Below are 17555 nucleotides of genomic sequence, written 5' to 3'. Positions count from 1 at the left end.
ATTAATTTTATATGTTTATATGAATATAACTTGTAAATTTAAAATAGATGATATATAATTAGACAAAATACAAAGGAGGAACATCTATGTACAATATTTTAATTGGTGGTGCCGCAGGACAAGGGATTGATACCACCGTTGCAATTCTTGAAAAATTGTTAAAATATTCTGGATATTATATTTATACGACCAAAGATTTCATGTCTCGTGTCCGAGGTGGACACAACTTTGCGATGCTGCGTTTTGGCATGGAAGAAATTACCTCTCACAGTCGTAAATTAGATGGTATTATCGCTTTAAACCACGAAACAATCGATCTACATAAAGACAAACTAACATCTCAGGGGTTTATTTTGTGTGACAGCAGCATTTTAAAAGAGGAAGAGGACAAACGGATCATATCCATTCCTATGGGGGTAAAAGCAAAGGAGCTTGGGAATGCAAAAGCAGCTGGAAGCATTGCAGTGGGAGCTGTCTTGAAACTTTTTCATGAATCCCTTGATGGGGTTGAAGCTGTGTTGTCTTCTGTAATGAAAAAAGAAATTTTGGATGTGAATGTAAGAGCAATCGCCGCAGGATTTGAAAGTGTTGAATCAAAGTATCCCCATTTGGAAGGTAAATTTAAAGAGTATATGCTAATCTCAGGAAATAAAGCCTTGGGTTTGGGTGCCATAGCAGGTGGACTTAAGTTTTATTCCGCTTATCCTATGTCGCCATCTACAGGGGTGATGGAATATTTGGCTTCGGTAGGAAATGAGGCTGGAGTCGTGGTGGAACAGGCAGAGGATGAGATTGCCGCAGTCAACATGGCTCTCGGTGCCTCCTATGCAGGGGCAAGAGCCATGACAGGAACCAGCGGCGGCGGTTTTTGTCTAAAAGTAGAGGCTCTTGGCTTTTCGGGGATTGCAGAGATTCCACTTGTAGTGGTGGATGTTCAAAGACCAGGACCTGCGACCGGGCTTCCAACCAGGACAGAACAGAGTGATTTAAAGTTTGTTATAGCAGCATCTCAGGGAGAGTTTCCTAGAATGGTCATTGCATTGAGGAATCAGGAAGATGCATTCTATCAGACCGTCCGTGGGCTGCAACTGGCAGAAAAATATCAGATACCTGTGATCTTACTAAGTGATCAATATCTTGGAGATTCCATTGCCTCAGTAAAGCCTTTTGATGTATCAGGGATCACGTTAAACGGTCCGGCGACAGAAGAGGATGGGGAATATCTCCGATATCGGATTACCAAAGATGGCATATCAAAACGTTTGATCCCAGGCCTTACCAAGCACCTTGTTTCTGCAGACAGCGACGAACACGATGAAAGAGGGTGGATTACAGAGTCCGCAGAAGTCAGAAATCAGATGATGGATAAAAGAATGAGAAAGTTAGATGGTTTGGTGGAAGAACTTTTGGAACCAGAATTGATTGGAGAAGAGGACTGCCATACTCTTTTGTTGGGCTGGGGATCTACGTATGGTCCCATCAAAGAAGCGATTGGAATTCTGAATAAGAAAAAGGGAGGATTTGGAGCACTTGTTTTTGGAGATATTTATCCCCTTCCAAAAAAGAAACTTTTAAAATACGCAGAGAAAAGAAATCTAATTGATGTAGAGCAAAATGCCACAGGACAGTTGGCGTCCTTGATCAGAGAACAGACAGGAATCGCCTGTCACGGAAGTATATTAAAATACGATGGCAGGCAAATTTCAGGGGAAGAAATTGTTGAAGAGATATTGAAAGGAGGTTTGAGCTAATGGAGCAATTTAAAACTTACGAGACCGCATGGTGTCCAGGCTGTGGGAATTTTGCTATATTAAATAGTTTAAAGAAAGCGTTAGAGGAGCTGGGAAAGAACCCAGAAGAAGTACTGATGGTGGCTGGAATTGGACAGGCTGCAAAGACACCTCAATATTTAAGTGCGAACAGTTTCTGTGGTTTACATGGGAGAGCACTTCCAGCAGCAGTTGCTGCCAAGATTGCCAATGAAGAACTTACGGTTATTGTAAATTCAGGGGATGGAGATTCCTATGGCGAGGGAGGAAATCATTTTATTCACAACATTCGGAGAAATGTAAACATCACTCATTTTGTCCATGACAATCAGATTTATGGATTGACCAAAGGACAGGCCTCTCCCACGACAAGTGAGGGCCATGTGACTGGGGTACAGACCGATGGAAGTAAAAATACTCCTCTAAATCCAATTTTGTTAGCCCTTGCGTCTGGTGCCGGATTTGTTGCAAGAGGATTTAGTGGAGATCAAAGTCAGCTAGTACATATTATGAAAGAAGCAATTTTATATCCAGGATATGCTTTTGTTGATATTTTCCAACCCTGTATAACCTTTAATAAGATTAATACATTCTCCTATTATAAAAATATAGTCTCTCCTTTGGGAGAGGATTATGATCCCACCGATAAACAAAATGCATTCAAGATATCCATGGAAGTGGGGGATAAAATTCCAACCGGGATATTATACCGGGAAGAGAGGCTGGATTTTCACAAAAAACATGCTCTGCTAAGAGATGGAATCCCACTGCTCAAGCAAAAAACCAAAAAGAATGTAATGGATCATTTGATCAAAGAATTTATATAACAATTGGAATAAGGTTGTATCAGGAGAGATCGAATAAAAGCAATGGGATAAGAATACGATGAATAAAAAGGAATTTTATATGAATTATAATGGAATTATCATTGGATTATTAACCTTTCTTATGATCGGAGTATTGCATCCAGTTGTCATTAAAGCCGAGTATTATTTTACCACAAGTATCTGGCCCCTTTTTTTGATTTCTGGCTTTATTTTTATCGGTCTATCTCCTGCACTGCCGGGGCAAATAATTTCGGTACTGTCTGCGGTTCTTGGATTTTCTCTTTTATGGAGTATTCAGGAATTGTTTGAACAGAAAAAAAGAGTAGAAAAGGGGTGGTTTCCAGAAAATCCAAAACGAAACAAGGAATGAGTGGGTGATAAATATAGAAAAAGCATAAAATGATTGACAATAAGTGAATGATCGTTTATTATAGAAGTATGAGGTGATGGAATGAGAAAAAAAGACGACGAAAAAGTGAGAAGCATTAAAGAAGCGGTAATTAAGCTGATCCTGCAGGAGGGCTTTCATGGTACGTCTGTCTCTAAAATCGCTAAGATGGCAGGGGTTTCGCCGGCAACTGTATATATCTATTTTGAGAACAAGGAAGATATGCTTCATGACATTTACCTGGAGTATTCAGAAGAAATATTTGATTATTTACTGCAAAGCATAGAAAAGGAAACCGATGGAGCCCGTACAATTGAGATTTTGATACGGAGCTACTATAACTATATTTTAGAGAACAAAGAGGAATTTAGTTTTGTAGAACAATTTTCCAATTGTCCATCTTTGGCGAATAGCTGTTCCGGGAAAAGAGGGATCTGTAAGATCTATCACCTGATCAGAGAGATGAAGCAAAAACAAATACTGAAGAATTATCAAGAGGATAATTTGGTGGCGATCCTGTTTCAGCCGGTCAAGGCAATTGCAGTTGATCACCGAAGAAACGAAATACAGAAGGAAGAATTGCTAACAGAGATGATTATGGTGATACAGAAAGCAATTTTGAATTAATTGATACAAACGGGATTCCACTGATACAAACGAATCCCGTTAAAAAATAAAAATTTAGTAAATGAACATTCACTTATGTGGAGAAAGGAGATATTTATGAAACCTGAATATAAACATAGGGGTATGGTTTTCCCAATATCGAACCGAGTTCTGCTGCCAGATGTGGCTGCAGTAATCCAATTAAATGAGCTCAATGAGATTCAATTAGAGGCTCTTTCCGACAAAGAAACCGTAAAGATCGCATTGATAGAGAAACAGAATTTAAATGGAGAGAAGAAGGAAGAAGATTTATATCGAATCGGTGTAATGTTTACCGCAACTGACGTGGAAAAATCGGAACAGGGAGTGAAAGTTTCTGTAAAGTTAACAGAAAGGGTGCTGGTTTCCGATCTTCAGAAAGAACAAGGGATCCTGTACGCAGGGTATAAAATAGAACCCGATACCATTGATCTTGACGACAAAAGCATGGAAGAGATGCTTGGATATTTAAAAGAGGTAACAAGTGACATCAGTAAAAACTTTACTGGATCAGAACATTATCAGAGAGTCATAAACGGATTTTCGGAATTGAATGCAATGATCATGTACTTATCCCAGTTCATACAGATATCCGGAGAAGAACGGTATGAATTACTGAAAATACAGTCTTTAAAAGAACGAAGTCTTCGCTTTATGGATCATTTGTTAAAGCAGAAAGAGATGATCCAGCTGCAGATGCAGATATCGGAAAAATTTTCAGAGAAAGCAAACCATAATTATAGACAAACGGTATTAAGAGAGCACTTAAAAGCAATTCAGGAAGAGCTTGATGAAGGAAAAACAGAAGGCAAAAAGGAACAGGATTACAAAAGTAAGATTGAAGAAGCCGGTATGCCCTTGGAAGTAAAGGAAGTGGCTTTGGAAGAACTAGAAAAATTGCAAGATCAAAGTCCGAATCAGCCCGATTATAAAGTGGTACGTAATTATCTGGATTATTTAATTAAGCTGCCATGGAAAAAAGAAGAAACAAAAGCGGTTGATCTTAATAAAGCCAGAGAAATCCTTGATGAGCAGCATTATGGACTGGAAAAGGTAAAAGAACGGATCATACAACATCTGGCAGTGATGCAGATGAATCAAAAGAAAATGGGATCTATTTTGCTTTTGGTGGGACCACCTGGAACTGGAAAAACAAGCTTAGGAAAGAGCATTGCAAAAGCACTTTTAAGACCTTATGTACGTTTAAGTCTTGGTGGAGTCAGAGACGAGGCAGAAATCAGGGGGCATCGTAGAACTTATGTGGGTGCCATGCCTGGTAGAATTATACAGAGCATTCAAAAGGCAGGTAAGACCAATCCAGTTATGGTTTTAGATGAAGTGGACAAACTACTTTCCGGCGGATTCAGCGGAGATCCCAATAGTGCTCTTTTGGAAGTTTTAGATCCAGAGCAAAACAACAGTTTTACGGATCATTATTTAGATCTCCCATATGATTTGTCAGATGTGTTCTTCCTTGCAACTGCCAATTCTCTAGAGAACATACCAAGACCACTTCTGGATCGGATGGAAGTAATTCAGCTAAGCAGTTATACCATGGGAGAGAAGTTTCACATTGGCAAAAATCATTTAATTCAGGAAGTATTACAGGAACATGGTTTGACAAACGAACAGCTGATTGTGGGAGACGAAGTGCTTCGCAATGTAATCGAAGAGTATACGATGGAGGCTGGTGTGAGAGGGCTGAAAAAGCAGTTAGCTCATTTTGCAAGAATCGCAGCGGAGAAGATTGTATCCAAAAAGGAGAATCCACCCATTACGATTAAGTCAGATGAGTTAGAGGCATTACTTGGGAAAAAGGTGTCCCGGCACGAAAAGGCACAGGCGGATAATCCCCCAGGTGTTGTGACCGGCTTGGCATGGACTCCTGTAGGAGGGGAAATCCTATTTATCGAAACAACGGATATGCAAGGGAGTGGAAATGTTATCTTGACAGGGAAGCTAGGGGATGTAATGAAAGAATCCGCAAGAATTTCTCTAAGTCTGTTAAAATCCAGGTTGCCCTTAAATTCTTTTAACTTTAAGGAAAAAGATCTTCATATTCATGTTCCATCTGGGGCAGTGCCAAAAGACGGACCTTCTGCCGGAATTGCTTTATTTACTGCACTAGCATCTTTGGTTACTGGTAAGAAAGTGGATTCTAAACTGGCAATGACTGGTGAGATCACCTTACGGGGGGCAGTTTTACCCATTGGTGGACTAAAAGAAAAGCTTTTAGGGGCAGAACGGGCGGGGATACAAAAAGTACTAATTCCAAAAGAAAATGTAGTGGATTTGGCCGATGTCCCCAAAGAAATCAAACAAAAGCTATCCATCATTCCGGTAGAAACCGTGGAAGACGTTTTAAAAGAAACCATAGGAATCTCGTTACCTGGAATAGAACAAGTCTTTCTTCCAAAAGAAGCAAATGGCCGGTTCTTTGAATCCATAGAGTCAATAAAAAATAATATTAGAAGAGAGGTAATATAATGAATTTAGCGATAACAAAGAATACATTAATTGGAGAAATTTTAGATGCAGATATGACGACAGCCCCTTATTTTACAGAGATGGGAATGCACTGCTTGGGTTGCCCCTCATCTACCATGGAAAGTCTAGAAGAAGCATGTATGGTACACGGTGTACCTGTAAATGAATTGGTAGATAAATTAAATCAGCATCTAGCAGAATAAAAGAAAACAAAAACAGGCTGCTCAAAGGCAGCCTGTTTTTATTCTTCGTTCTCACCAAAAAGTGCATTCGCCATACTCTCATACCCATAAACTTTGGAAACGTAACGGAGTCCATCTAGGATTTCACCTTTTGAAAAGTCATGTTCGGATAGAAAATCAGGATCTTGTTCAATCAGAGTGTAATAAAACATGAGTGTCAGTTTAAAATATTCCATGTTATCTGGATCAAGTTCCTCTAGTAACTTATTCTCCGCTTCATTAATGAAGCCCTGCTCGATCTGCTCTTTTCGTTCCTGAAATTTGGATTTAATTTCCTGATCTAGGAATGCGTTCTCTTCATTTTTCCCGATTTCTATTTGAAAGATCAGCTTTAATAAAGTGCTAACCATTCCATTGGTCATTCGTGTTGCATAATCATCACTCAGCATAAAATACTCCCTGTTTGATCTTTGTTTTACTATAAAATATAGGATAAAAGTTACTTTACCATAACAGGGAGTAAATGTAAATATTATAAAACGAATTGTAATAATTTAGTATTTGGTTACAGAATTGTCATCCTCTGTGCTCCAAGTAGGTTCGTCTGATTCCGTTTCTTTGGGTTGGTTGTAGGAAGAAAGTTCACTAGGGAGTTTGAAGTTACCAACCAGAGATTTTAATGTGTCAGCCTGAGCAGAAAGTTCTTCAGAGGTAGCAGCACTTTCTTCCGAGGTGGCGGAGGTTGTCTGTATAACAGCAGATATCTGATCAATCCCAGTTGTGATCTGTAATATAGCGTCAGATTGTAAACGGGAGGCTTCTGTAATTTCGGAAATCATATGAGTAGAAGTCTTTGATTTATCCACGACCTGACTCAATGCATTCCCAGTTTCGTCGGCTATCTGGGTTCCTTTTTCAATAGCTGTTATAGCATTTTCAATTAAAGTTGTTGTGTTTTTTGCTGCTTGTGCAGATTTACCGGCCAGATTTCTGACTTCATCGGCAACAACTGCAAACCCTTTTCCGGCAGATCCAGCCCTTGCTGCCTCTACGGCTGCATTTAGAGCCAGAATATTCGTCTGAAATGCGATGTCATCAATGGTTCTGATGATTTTTCCGATTTCATTGGAAGTATTTGAGATTTCATTCATGGCAGCCATCATATCTTTCATTTTCTGATTGCTAGTCATGATGCCTTCCCCTGCAATTTGTGAAATTGCATTTGCTTCTTCCGCATTTTTGGCATTCTGATTCACCCGATCCGAGATCTCTGAGATCGTAGCTGATAATTCTTCAATGGAAGAGGCCTGTTCGGTGGCTCCTTGACTGAGTGCCTGAGAAGCACTAGAGACTTGGGAAGCACCAGTAGATACCTGTTCGGATGCCTGATCAATCTCCGTTAAGGTATTGCTTAAATTATACTTAATATTTTGCATGGCTAAAAGGATATAGCGATAAGATCCTATGTACTTATTTTCATGTTCAGTTACAGCTGTAAAATTACCCTGACTCATTTCTCCTAGGAGATAATTAATATCTTCAATGATCATTTTTAGATTATCTGACATTTCGATAAAAGTTTTAGAAAGAATCCCAATTTCATCATTGCTGTCTGTCGTGAGCTGAAAATCAAGATTTCCAGCAGCAATACTTTTGGCGGCATTTACAACTAAAGTAATGGGGGCAAGGGTCTTTTTTAAATAAAGGGAAATAATAATTAAAATGATTATAAGTGCTAGAACGGCCATGATAATCATAGCCATTACACTAATGGCCACATCTTTATTCAAATCACTTACTTTCAGGCTGCTAGAGGTCCACCAGGTTTGTGAACCACAGGTTATGGGGGAATAGTGTCGAGATTCCATGGTTCCGTCTGCATTTTTTGTATTCACATGAAATGCAGTTTTTGCGTTCTGCAATTCCGTAATTTTAGCATATTCAGAAGCTGGGATCATATCTTCTAATTTTTTCCCAATGTTATCATTAGACTGGCTGTCATAGGCGATGATATTACCCTCTGTAAAGACATCGACATACATGGTGGGATATTTAGAATCTGTTGTTTTGATTTTTGAGAAGTTTGTTACATTAATATCGGAAAGAATAACGCCAATTACATTATCCCCATTAAGAATAGGAAATGCGATGGTACTCATCATGGTTCCTTTATAGTCAAATGGATCCGTTAGATAAGGAGCTTTTGTTTCTTTTGCAACCCGGTAATAATCCTGATTGGAATAATCCGTGTATTTACCAAGTGATTGGGCTGTTTTTGTATTTGCATTGTCAGTGTCTACATATACGGAGTAGTCCCTAACGGCAGAATCAAACTTTCCCGGTTCAAAGAAGGCACCGACTCCATAAAGGTCTGAACTGTTGCTTACGGCCGACCAGGCAGAATTAATAATATAGTTTTCAACTTCATAATTCACTTCTTTTAATTTCGCATCGTAAACACGACTTTTTCTCTCAATATTTTTCCAGTCACTGGTGGCCTGGCTTCCATTGTATACTCCGTTTAAATAGTTTTGCAAATCCTTAGCGGTTCCAGTAGCATCATCGATGATTGCTTGTACCATAAGACCATTCTGCGCAGCAATTCCCGTAAATTCCCCATTAATGGCCTTGGATATGGACTGGCTGGCAAGGAAAGCTGAGAGTGTAATCAGCAATGTTAAACTTACAAACAAAATACCTCCTGTGGTGATTGCCGTTTTCGTCGCAAGCTTAAGATTTTTAAACATCATATTCTTTTTGTTCTTCATGTCGTGTTATGTACCCTTTTATCATGTCAATGGACTTAACTAAAAGAGTCAAACCTCCTTTCCTGATATTGTTTTTTATTCATGATAACATTTGTATAATCGACATAATATGACATAAAATTAATAGAATATTGAAAAAAAGTTACTATAATTATGAATTTATTTCCAAAATGTACAAATTGTAATAGTAACAAAACTGCCAGATTGGGGCTACACACCAGGAGAAACCAATTGTACGATTAATTCAGCCAAGCCGCACAGAACCATAACCAAGATGGGATCTGCCTTCTTTTTTCGCAGCAAAAATATAGCGCCTGTAAAATAAAGTACAGGACGAAGCTTATAGTTACCAGACTGAAAGGAGATGGTTCCTGACAGGAAAATTGCAGGAAGGATGATATCAATCCCAGCTGTAGCAATCATAGCAACGACAGCAGGTCGGAGGGACTCTAATATCCCCTGCAGCAGACTTAAATTCTTATATTTATTATAAATCCAGGCGAGAAATGTGACAATGAGACAGGAAGGAAGGATGCTCCCTAACGTTGCGAAGAAGGCACCGCCAATCCCTGCAACCTGATTGCCGACAAACGTAGCTGCATTAATAGCGATGGGGCCTGGTGTCATCTGAGAGATGGTAATCAGATCGGTAAAGTCCTTTATGGTAAGCCAGTTATAATGGTCTACGACCTGCGCCTGAATGAGCGGCATAGCGGCATAGCCGCCGCCAAAACTGAAAGCTCCAATTTGCAGAAATGCAATAAATAATTCAAAATAAATCATTTGTAAGCCTCTTTTCTGTGTTTATTAAAAAAGACCCCTATAATACCGATTAAGGCGGCACAAAGTATAACGTAAATAACATTGACTCGAAAGTAATAACTTGCAATAAATGCGCCAGCCATCATTAGTAATAGCAATGGCTTTTTTTCTTCGACAACGCCTTTTCCCATATCATAAACCACGGATAGGATAACGGCTCCAACGCCTGCTTTCATTCCGTTTAGTAAAGCTTGTATCATCCTGTTTTCTTTAAACACATCGTAAAAGAATGAGAGTGTGGTGAGAATAAAAAATGGGGGGATGACCGCTCCTAAAATAGCACATAAGACACCAGGGAGTCCAGCTAATTTATAGCCCACAACAACCGCACCGTTGACTGCAATGGCACCTGGGGCGGATTGAGCAATCGCAACCAGATCCATCATTTCTTCTTCATTGATCCAATTTAGTTCATCTACAAATTTCTTTTTTAGAAGGGTAACGATTACATACCCACCTCCGAATGTAAATGTACTTAAATATAAAGTAGAGAAAAATAGTTTCCTTAGGACTTTTCCGTCCATTTGTGTTCCTTTCTTATGCCATAATAAATTCATTTTCTTTATCCAGATAGCGGCAGAAGAGAAAGAGTCCCATCAGGATATAAGGAGAAAAGACGGGATCAGCCTCTAATAACCAGCCTCCGCTTTTTTCGTTATGAACCAGTTTGGCAACGTTCCAGTTTCTTTGATCTACCAAGTTACATTCCAAGTTATCTTTCATAGACAATTCATAAACTTTGTGGTTCATATAAAGTTTAATGTGGTTAATCCGAGGGGCATTTAAAGCTACATGTTGTTCATTATAAGTAGGATGTCCAGTTAGAACCACCTGATTCAAAGGATCCATAAGGGTGTAGATGCGTTCACGGATTTTCCCTGTATTCTCTGCACGTTGTACATCTGCAATCAGTCTGACCTCACCATCTGGAGAAAGAATGGTTTTTTTTACAGGATAAAATGGGGTTTTTAAACAAGCGAGTTTGGAACCAGGACGTCCGTTATCAATCTGATAGAGATTTCCTGATTTAATTAAATATTTCATAAAGAATTCCTTCCTGTAGATAGAGTAAACAAATGAATCCGTTATCATTCGTCGTTGATTTAAGTATAACACTTGAAACGTTATAATGAAAATAGTATAATCTTATTAAAAACATATGGATTTACCTATGTATAAGGGGAGAAAACATGTCGATTCGACATTTGAGAATATTTTTAAAGGTATGTGAGTGTAATAACAGTATAACTGGGGCCGCAAAACAACTCTATATGACACAGCCTTCTGTATCGGTTGCCATAAAAGAATTGGAGAAATATTATGGGATTAGTCTCTTTGACCGTATTTCCAAACGTTTGTACTTAACCGAGGCAGGAAAACAGTTCTTGGAATATTCCCAGCGTATCTCTGCACTTTTTGACGATATGGAAAAAGGAATCCGCAACTGGGATTTTATTGGGCCAATTCGGGTAGGTGCTAGTATTACCATCGGTTCCCAGTTTATGCCCAGTTATGTAGAGGCATTTTCCGTTATGCACCCAAAAGCGAATGTCCAGGTGTTTATTGGAGCTTCCCTTCAATTAGAGCAGAAGCTTCTTAACAATGAGCTAGATGTTGCCTTTGTAGAACGTCCAATTCATGAAGCTTCCCTAATCGCTGAGCCCTACATGGAAGATTCGCTGGCTGTCATAGCACCCGCCCGTTTCCCTTTTACTCTAGGGGAGGTATTAACAAAAGAAGCATTTCGCCAACAGAAATTTCTCTTAAGGGAACATGGAAGTGGAACCAGGGAAGTTTTTGAGGAAGCGATGGAACGGAATGGAATTACCATCAATCCAGTCTGGGAGGGAATGAGTACCACTGCTTTGGTCAATGCAGTGATTCATGGCCTGGGAATCGCCGTTGTTCCAAGAAGAATGGTTTCTGGACCCTTAGAGAAAAAATTAGTTTATGCATTGGAGGTTGAGGGGATTGAGTTTAAGCGTTGCTTTTATATCACTCATCATAAAGATAAACTTTTAACCAAAACACTTGAATCATTTATCGATCTGTGTCGGAGTTATGAACTGGATTATCCTATGCCAAGGTACAATGGGCTCTTTTGAATTGATAGAAAAAGCCTTCCTTGTGGCAAGGAAGACGATAGGTATCCGTATCATGTTGTTTTGCTTTTTCTGGTCGTTTTCCATAATAGAAAGAAGCCTGCCATGGCTGCAAACAGTGAGATAAATTGGGAGGTAGAAAAGAAACCGACGGAACCACGGATCATATCTCCACGGAAGAACTCAATGGCAAACCGCCCCAGACTATAAAAGATCAGATAGAATGCACTGATTTGTCCGGAAGGTCGTTCTTTTCTACTCAAAGCCAATAGGAGAAAACAGTTTAAAAAATTGAAGGCACTGGATGCGATCTGCGTAGGAAACAAAGCAACTCCATTGGGAGCAAACTGGGAACTTTGGAAGGTAATTGAAATAGGCAGATTGGATTCTACTCCATAACAGCATCCAGCAAGAAGGCAGCCGATTCTTCCAAAACCTTGGGCTAGAGCGATGGAAGGAACCACCAGATCTAAATATTTTAAAAAGTCGATTCTCTTTATCCGGCAGTAGACATATCCGGCTAAAATCCCTCCGATAATTCCTCCATAGACAACGAACCCTCCTGAGAGATTTAACAACAAACCAGGGTCTTTTATAATGTCATCTAAAATTGTCATATAGTATAAAAGTTTAGCACTGACAAATCCAAATCCTGCGCCATAGATCAATAAATAAAACAGATGATCAGGATCTAGCAAATGTTTTCTAGCACGGTATTCAGAGGTCCAATAAGCAGCAAGGATCCCCAATCCAATCATAAGACCATAGCCGTGAAACGTAAGCCTCCCTATTGTAAACAAGTCATTATGCATAAGAATACGATTCCTTTTCTAAGCTTTAGTTTGAAACCGTTTTATTATATCATATCTTATGCTTTCTGCAAAGGAGGATTAAGATTTTGGATTTCGTAAACTTAAACGATATATAAAATTGTCATTTCTTTTAATTTTTCTTCCAATTGATTTCTTAAAAATATTTCTCCATCCGTTCGTAAATCATTTCGATAACAATATTTCCCCCGACCACGACCGGTCATTTGTTCTTTGTTATATAGGGGAACTGCGTCTGGGAATGCTTCTGAATTAATCGCATTATGAACATAACTATAAGTCATAAAAATAATTTCAATCAGAGCAGTCCGCTTTACCTTTTCAGTCAGCTGCTGGGAAAGAATGGTAATGAACTCAGAATACAAGTGTTTCCAATTTTCTGTTAAGATGACGGGTGCGATGAGTATCCCAACCCGATATCCATCTTCGCTCATTTTATTTAATGCAGTGATTCTGGCGTTTAGACTTGAAGTACCTGGTTCAAAATCACTTATAATTGACTGTGGATTCACACTCATTCTTACAATAATACGTCCCCCGTGATGAAGTCCTAACAGGGGATCAACTTGATTAAATTTTGTAGGAAACGTAAGAAATCCCTTGTTGTTTTTAGCAAAGGCCTCAATGGTCCAACTTAAATTATCAGTTATGGTATTTTCCAAAATCAAGTCACTGTTGCTGCCGATTTCATATGTGTTTTCTCGAATAGATTTTGCCTGATGATCTATAATTTTTTTCAACATTTGTTCCCGATTTACAAATAGCCGTAGATAGGCACACTTGTTATAATTACAGACAAGATAGCAGTAATGGCACATTGCAGTACATCCAGATGAAGTATAGGGGACCAGAAAATCTGACACCTTATGATTGGGGACGTATTTGTGTGTTTTTCGAACGCCTATGATGAGATGTTTTTTCAATAATGTGAAATCTTTATTGGGACTGGTACGGAGTTCGTCTATTTTATTGTGACTTTCAATGGGAATCCAGGGAATCGCATTGTATTTTTCTTTTAAAAGCCGCCCGAGTTCATAATCCAGAGCTGCAGGTTCATAATAAATTTTATCAGGAAACATGTGATACCTCCTATCATTTGTAGTATGTGTTAAAAACACAAGTTGATTTAAAAATAAGTAACAAATTTTCTGATAAAAACTGTGCATTGTTACAAATAGATGGGATCAAGCGGAAGAAGTTTCACAGGGTGCACTGGCAGTCTCTGCGTTAGAATTTAGCAAGTTGTATGAATATGTTGTTCACATTAATGCGACCGTATCCCCACACATTGTTGGGATATACTTCTTTCTCATTCCGGTCTGCGCTTCTTATGATCAGCCGGTTGACATTATAACCGGTCATGGAAGGATAGTTACCTCTTGGTATCGCCCATTCCAGAACCATAGCGATAATACCTGCTGCATGTGCACTGGCAGCGCCTGTACCAGTAATGGTTCCGTACAAGTTTCCTGGAAGTGCACAGGGAACCTGGAAGCCTGGTGCTGCAATGTCAGGTTTTACCAATCCGATACGGGTATACCCTCTGCTAGACTCAGGTAGAATGCTGTCATTAAACTGATTATAAGCAGTAACAGTCAACTGTTGTGCACCGTTTCCAGGTGAGGTAATTGTAGTGTCTGGATTTGGGTTTAGAAAAAATGTATCATTGGATATTAAATCGCCGTTTGGTAACCAACAGTGAAAGGAAAATGGCTCATTTTCCAGACTTTCAGCCCTTAAATACCAGACTCCGGAATTGGGATTAAAAAAACGGATTAAAATTAGCTGGTCACCGGTCTCTTCTTCAAAGACGATGTTATTGACATAGATATTACTTTTATTGAAGATAAAATTAAATTCCCTGCAATCACCAATTGTGGGGTAAACCCGTTGGGTGGATTCCCGAATGGGTGAAGAAATGTCTATGGAGATCCTTTCTGGTGCATAGGGCCAAATTTCCATCCATAATTCTTTCTCTTGTTCCCCAATTCTTAATTCAAAGTTATTATAGTATGGGGGAACGGAGGTGCTGTTAAAATAATGCCTGCGCTTGTTTCCTTCGTTGCCGGCAGATACGGATACACCGATTCCGGGCAGTTGGACAAGATAAGTTAAATAACTGCTTAATACACTGCTTCCATCATGCCCGCCCTGACTGCTTCCCATAGCAATGCAGATTACAATTGGCTTACGAAGTTTTTGTGCGGATAAGAGCAGATATCGTACTCCCAATACGATATCAGATTCCTGATAGCAGACAGCATCCTTTGGGACTAAGAAAATATCTTTTAAATTTTCTTTTGCCTGTTTTAATTTTACTACGATAAGTTCCGATTCAGGGACAATACCAGTAAAGGTATGTTCCAAATTCTCACGTCCGGCAATGATACTTGCCAAAGCAGTTCCATGACCGTTTAAATCCACGGAAGGGACGATGGAAAGGGGGTCCTGTGATGCCAAGGCAAGATTAATCTGAGCTTTGCTGTATTCACTTCCAAAGGTAAAATCTTCTGGTGGAGTACCACTTTGTATGGTTTGATCCCAAATGGATATTATTCTTGTAGTGTCGTCCGTGTTCTTAAAAACGGTATGCTGATAATCGATACCAGTATCGATGAGTCCGATAAGAATCCCTTCACCAAAAAGCCTGAGAGAAGAGTTTCTATGAACCGTTCCGATTCCTGACTTTTCAATGCTTATGGTAGATTCCAGAGTATAAAGAGATGGGAACGCATTATAGGGGGAGATGCCTAAATCGCAAGGCTGCTTCTCGTCTTTTTTCACATGAAGAAGGGAAGAGCGTTCATTTAGATAGGTAATGTTATCACCGGTATCAACATCAGAGACAGAAATGTTATTGATGATCAGGTCGTAATATTGATTGTCTAGAATTTTGTTCATATACAGACCTCCTATCTCTTCGATTTTATATGATTTCATTAAATATTGGTTAGTCTTCGGAAAAGGTTAGTTACATCTAACTTTCCATATCCCCAGATATTATTTGGGTATACGATGGAAGTTTCCCGTCTGGCGCCTCGTATGATTAGTCGGTTGATGTCATTGCCTGTTATCGTTGTATAATTTCCCCTGGGAATTCCCCATTCCATGATCATGGCAATCGCCCCAGTTGTATGTGCAGCGGAAGCTCCAGTTCCTGTTAGTGTTCCATATCTATTTTTAGGAAGAGCGCAGGGAAGCTGAAATCCTGGAGCTGCAACATCTGGCTTTACCAAGCCATTTCTGGTATAACCACGGCTGGATTCGATGAGGATTCCATCATTAAACTGGTTGTATGCAGTCACGGTTAGTTGATTGATGCCATTTCCTGGCGAAGTTATAGTGGTATCTGGATTTGGAGTCAGGAAAAATGTTTCATTGGAAATAAGAGTTCCGGCAGGCATCCAGGAATGAAAGGAGATGGGTCCATTTCCGATGCTCTGCACTCTGATTCTCCAGACTCCAGGAAGTGGATCCAGCAAACGAATTAAGATGAGCTGATCCCCAGTTTCTTCTTCAAAAATAAAATTATTTACCCATAGTTTACTTTGTGTGAAAATAAAGTTAAACTGCTGACATGATCCGATGGAAGGATAAATCAATTGAGTGGATTCTCTGTTGGGGGTGGATATATCAATTGATAGTCTGCCGACTGCATAGGACCAGATTTCTATAAAAAACTTCTTGTCTGGTTCCCCTACCCTGAATTCAAAATCGTTGTAGTAAGGTGGATTTGTGGTCGCATTAAAATAGTGTCTGCTGCTGTTTCCTTCGTTACCAGCAGAAATGGATACATCTATTCCCTGAAGTCTTGTAAGATAATTGATATAGTTACTAAGAGCACTACTCCCATCATGACCGCCCTGGCTGCTGCCGAGAGCAATACAGATTACAATTGGACGGCTTACATTTTGTGCATAGTCTTCCAGATAACGCAATCCGAGCATAATATCGGTCTCTTGAAAACACAAAGCATCAGGACGTACAAATAACATGTCTTTTAAATTTTGTTTGGCTTCTTTTAATTTAACAACCAAAAGTTCTGCTTCAGGAACTACACCGGTGAAATCATTTTCTGGATTTGGGGAACCTGCAATGATGCTGGCGATTGCGGTACCGTGTCCATTGGTGTCGGTAGTAGGGACAAAGGCAAGTGGATCTTCCGATTTTAAGGCGATGTTAATCGATTCTCTGCTATATTCCGTACCAAACGTAAAGCCTTCTGGTATAGTCCCATCTTGAATGGATTGATCCCAGATGGAAAGGATTCGTGTCGACCCGTCATTGTATAAAAAAGCAGGATGTCGGTAATCAATGCCGGTATCTATAATACCAACAAGAATGCCTCTGCCTTTTAGATTCAGGAATGGGTTTCTCTGAACCGTACCAATTCCTGATTTTTCAATACTAATTGTAGAATTGGTGATGTAGAGTGTTGGAAACGTGTTATAAGGATTTTGTCCAAGTAAACATGGATTTGCATCACCAACAGGAATATGTTTTATAGAATGTCTAAAATTGATTGTAGTAATATTACTTTTATCCTCATCTGGCGGTATGGTTATATTATTAATAATAAGATCATAGTAGTCATTATCCAGAATTTTTTCCAAAAGAATGCCTCCAGTTTTTTTGCATTACCTGGTAGGAAGTCAGACGTTTGAAAGACGTTTGAATACGTTACTTATCATTAACTGTCCATACCCCCAAATATTATTTGGATACGTTTTCCTGC

Annotated in this window: 16 protein-coding genes; 7 read left to right on the top strand and 9 right to left on the bottom strand. The window is 39.3% G+C overall.

What is annotated here, in order from left to right:
• The first annotated feature begins 86 nt into the window (after positions 1 to 86).
• From EFT72_RS06765 to EFT72_RS06740, 6 genes are all read left to right on the top strand, one after another.
• Entirely contained in the window at positions 87 to 1751 is a 1665-nt protein-coding gene (locus EFT72_RS06765) for a 2-oxoacid:acceptor oxidoreductase subunit alpha (protein WP_124066150.1), read from the top strand.
• On the top strand, positions 1751 to 2596 hold the full coding sequence (locus EFT72_RS06760; RefSeq protein WP_124066149.1) for a 2-oxoacid:ferredoxin oxidoreductase subunit beta: 846 nt from the start codon (positions 1751 to 1753) through the stop codon (positions 2594 to 2596). The genes EFT72_RS06765 and EFT72_RS06760 overlap by 1 nt, the downstream gene beginning before the upstream one ends.
• A 79-nt stretch (positions 2597 to 2675) precedes the next feature.
• Positions 2676 to 2966: a DUF4491 family protein gene (locus EFT72_RS06755; RefSeq protein ID WP_124066222.1), complete on the top strand. Its 291-nt coding sequence runs from the start codon at positions 2676 to 2678 to the stop codon at positions 2964 to 2966.
• An 81-nt stretch (positions 2967 to 3047) separates the two neighbouring features.
• Complete coding sequence (locus tag EFT72_RS06750) at positions 3048 to 3611, top strand: TetR/AcrR family transcriptional regulator (protein WP_124066148.1); 564 nt, start codon at positions 3048 to 3050, stop codon at positions 3609 to 3611.
• Between the two features lie 96 nt (positions 3612 to 3707).
• Positions 3708 to 6116: an endopeptidase La gene (gene lon / locus EFT72_RS06745; protein WP_124066147.1), complete on the top strand. Its 2409-nt coding sequence runs from the start codon at positions 3708 to 3710 to the stop codon at positions 6114 to 6116.
• Positions 6116 to 6319 (top strand): DUF1858 domain-containing protein, encoded by a 204-nt coding sequence (locus EFT72_RS06740; protein WP_124066146.1) that lies wholly within the window; start codon positions 6116 to 6118, stop codon positions 6317 to 6319. Before lon ends, EFT72_RS06740 begins: the two co-directional genes overlap by 1 nt.
• Positions 6320 to 6357: 38 nt before the next feature.
• Here the strand turns inward: EFT72_RS06740 and EFT72_RS06735 are convergent, their stop codons facing one another.
• The 5 genes from EFT72_RS06735 to EFT72_RS06715 all read right to left on the bottom strand — a co-directional run bounded on the left by EFT72_RS06735 (position 6358) and on the right by EFT72_RS06715 (position 10932).
• Entirely contained in the window at positions 6358 to 6747 is a 390-nt protein-coding gene (locus EFT72_RS06735; protein WP_124066145.1) for a DUF6483 family protein, read from the bottom strand.
• A 105-nt stretch (positions 6748 to 6852) separates the two neighbouring features.
• On the bottom strand, positions 6853 to 9066 hold the full coding sequence (locus tag EFT72_RS06730; protein WP_124066144.1) for a methyl-accepting chemotaxis protein: 2214 nt from the start codon (positions 9064 to 9066) through the stop codon (positions 6853 to 6855).
• Between the two features lie 210 nt (positions 9067 to 9276).
• Positions 9277 to 9849, bottom strand: coding sequence for a chromate transporter (locus tag EFT72_RS06725; RefSeq protein ID WP_124066143.1), 573 nt, complete (start codon positions 9847 to 9849; stop codon positions 9277 to 9279).
• Entirely contained in the window at positions 9846 to 10445 is a 600-nt protein-coding gene (locus EFT72_RS06720; RefSeq protein WP_124066142.1) for a chromate transporter, read from the bottom strand. Before EFT72_RS06720 ends, EFT72_RS06725 begins: the two co-directional genes overlap by 4 nt.
• Positions 10426 to 10932, bottom strand: a complete 507-nt coding sequence (locus tag EFT72_RS06715) for a hypothetical protein (RefSeq protein WP_124066141.1) — start codon at positions 10930 to 10932, stop codon at positions 10426 to 10428. Before EFT72_RS06715 ends, EFT72_RS06720 begins: the two co-directional genes overlap by 20 nt.
• A 146-nt stretch (positions 10933 to 11078) precedes the next feature.
• Here EFT72_RS06715 and EFT72_RS06710 point away from each other — a divergent pair, with 146 nt between their 5' ends.
• On the top strand, positions 11079 to 11993 hold the full coding sequence (locus EFT72_RS06710) for a LysR family transcriptional regulator (RefSeq protein WP_206426614.1): 915 nt from the start codon (positions 11079 to 11081) through the stop codon (positions 11991 to 11993).
• 50 nt (positions 11994 to 12043) lie between these two features.
• Here EFT72_RS06710 and EFT72_RS06705 read toward each other — a convergent pair whose 3' ends face one another.
• From EFT72_RS06705 to EFT72_RS06690, 4 genes are all read right to left on the bottom strand, one after another.
• A complete protein-coding gene (locus EFT72_RS06705; protein ID WP_124066140.1) occupies positions 12044 to 12802 on the bottom strand; it encodes a prolipoprotein diacylglyceryl transferase in 759 nt (252 codons plus the stop codon).
• Between the two features lie 101 nt (positions 12803 to 12903).
• A complete protein-coding gene (locus EFT72_RS06700) occupies positions 12904 to 13899 on the bottom strand; it encodes a spore photoproduct lyase family protein (RefSeq protein ID WP_124066139.1) in 996 nt (331 codons plus the stop codon).
• Positions 13900 to 14047: 148 nt separating this feature from the next.
• The gene (locus tag EFT72_RS06695) at positions 14048 to 15721 is read right to left on the bottom strand and encodes a S8 family peptidase (protein ID WP_124066138.1); all 1674 of its coding nucleotides are present in this window, start codon (positions 15719 to 15721) and stop codon (positions 14048 to 14050) included.
• Between the two features lie 38 nt (positions 15722 to 15759).
• Positions 15760 to 17433, bottom strand: coding sequence for a S8 family peptidase (locus EFT72_RS06690; RefSeq protein ID WP_124066137.1), 1674 nt, complete (start codon positions 17431 to 17433; stop codon positions 15760 to 15762).
• Between the last annotated feature and the right edge of the window lie 122 nt (positions 17434 to 17555).

This window comes from Clostridium sp. E02, from assembly GCF_003833015.1.
Taxonomy (GTDB): Bacteria; Bacillota; Clostridia; order Lachnospirales; family Lachnospiraceae; genus Lacrimispora.
The sequence above is the reverse complement of the archived record's forward strand: the minus strand, read 5'-3'. Positions and strand labels throughout refer to the sequence as shown.

Coding starts and splice junctions, on each gene's coding strand:
- EFT72_RS06700 (WP_124066139.1), bottom strand. CDS start 13,899: ATGTTTCCTGATAAAATTTATTATGAACCTGCAGCTCTGGATTATGAA.
- EFT72_RS06725 (WP_124066143.1), bottom strand. CDS start 9,849: ATGATTTATTTTGAATTATTTATTGCATTTCTGCAAATTGGAGCTTTC.
- EFT72_RS06750 (WP_124066148.1), top strand. CDS start 3,048: ATGAGAAAAAAAGACGACGAAAAAGTGAGAAGCATTAAAGAAGCGGTA.
- EFT72_RS06755 (WP_124066222.1), top strand. CDS start 2,676: ATGAATTATAATGGAATTATCATTGGATTATTAACCTTTCTTATGATC.
- EFT72_RS06720 (WP_124066142.1), bottom strand. CDS start 10,445: ATGAATTTATTATGGCATAAGAAAGGAACACAAATGGACGGAAAAGTC.
- EFT72_RS06695 (WP_124066138.1), bottom strand. CDS start 15,721: ATGAACAAAATTCTAGACAATCAATATTACGACCTGATCATCAATAAC.
- EFT72_RS06730 (WP_124066144.1), bottom strand. CDS start 9,066: ATGAAGAACAAAAAGAATATGATGTTTAAAAATCTTAAGCTTGCGACG.
- EFT72_RS06705 (WP_124066140.1), bottom strand. CDS start 12,802: ATGCATAATGACTTGTTTACAATAGGGAGGCTTACGTTTCACGGCTAT.
- EFT72_RS06710 (WP_206426614.1), top strand. CDS start 11,079: ATGTCGATTCGACATTTGAGAATATTTTTAAAGGTATGTGAGTGTAAT.
- EFT72_RS06760 (WP_124066149.1), top strand. CDS start 1,751: ATGGAGCAATTTAAAACTTACGAGACCGCATGGTGTCCAGGCTGTGGG.
- lon (WP_124066147.1), top strand. CDS start 3,708: ATGAAACCTGAATATAAACATAGGGGTATGGTTTTCCCAATATCGAAC.
- EFT72_RS06765 (WP_124066150.1), top strand. CDS start 87: ATGTACAATATTTTAATTGGTGGTGCCGCAGGACAAGGGATTGATACC.
- EFT72_RS06735 (WP_124066145.1), bottom strand. CDS start 6,747: ATGCTGAGTGATGATTATGCAACACGAATGACCAATGGAATGGTTAGC.
- EFT72_RS06740 (WP_124066146.1), top strand. CDS start 6,116: ATGAATTTAGCGATAACAAAGAATACATTAATTGGAGAAATTTTAGAT.
- EFT72_RS06715 (WP_124066141.1), bottom strand. CDS start 10,932: ATGAAATATTTAATTAAATCAGGAAATCTCTATCAGATTGATAACGGA.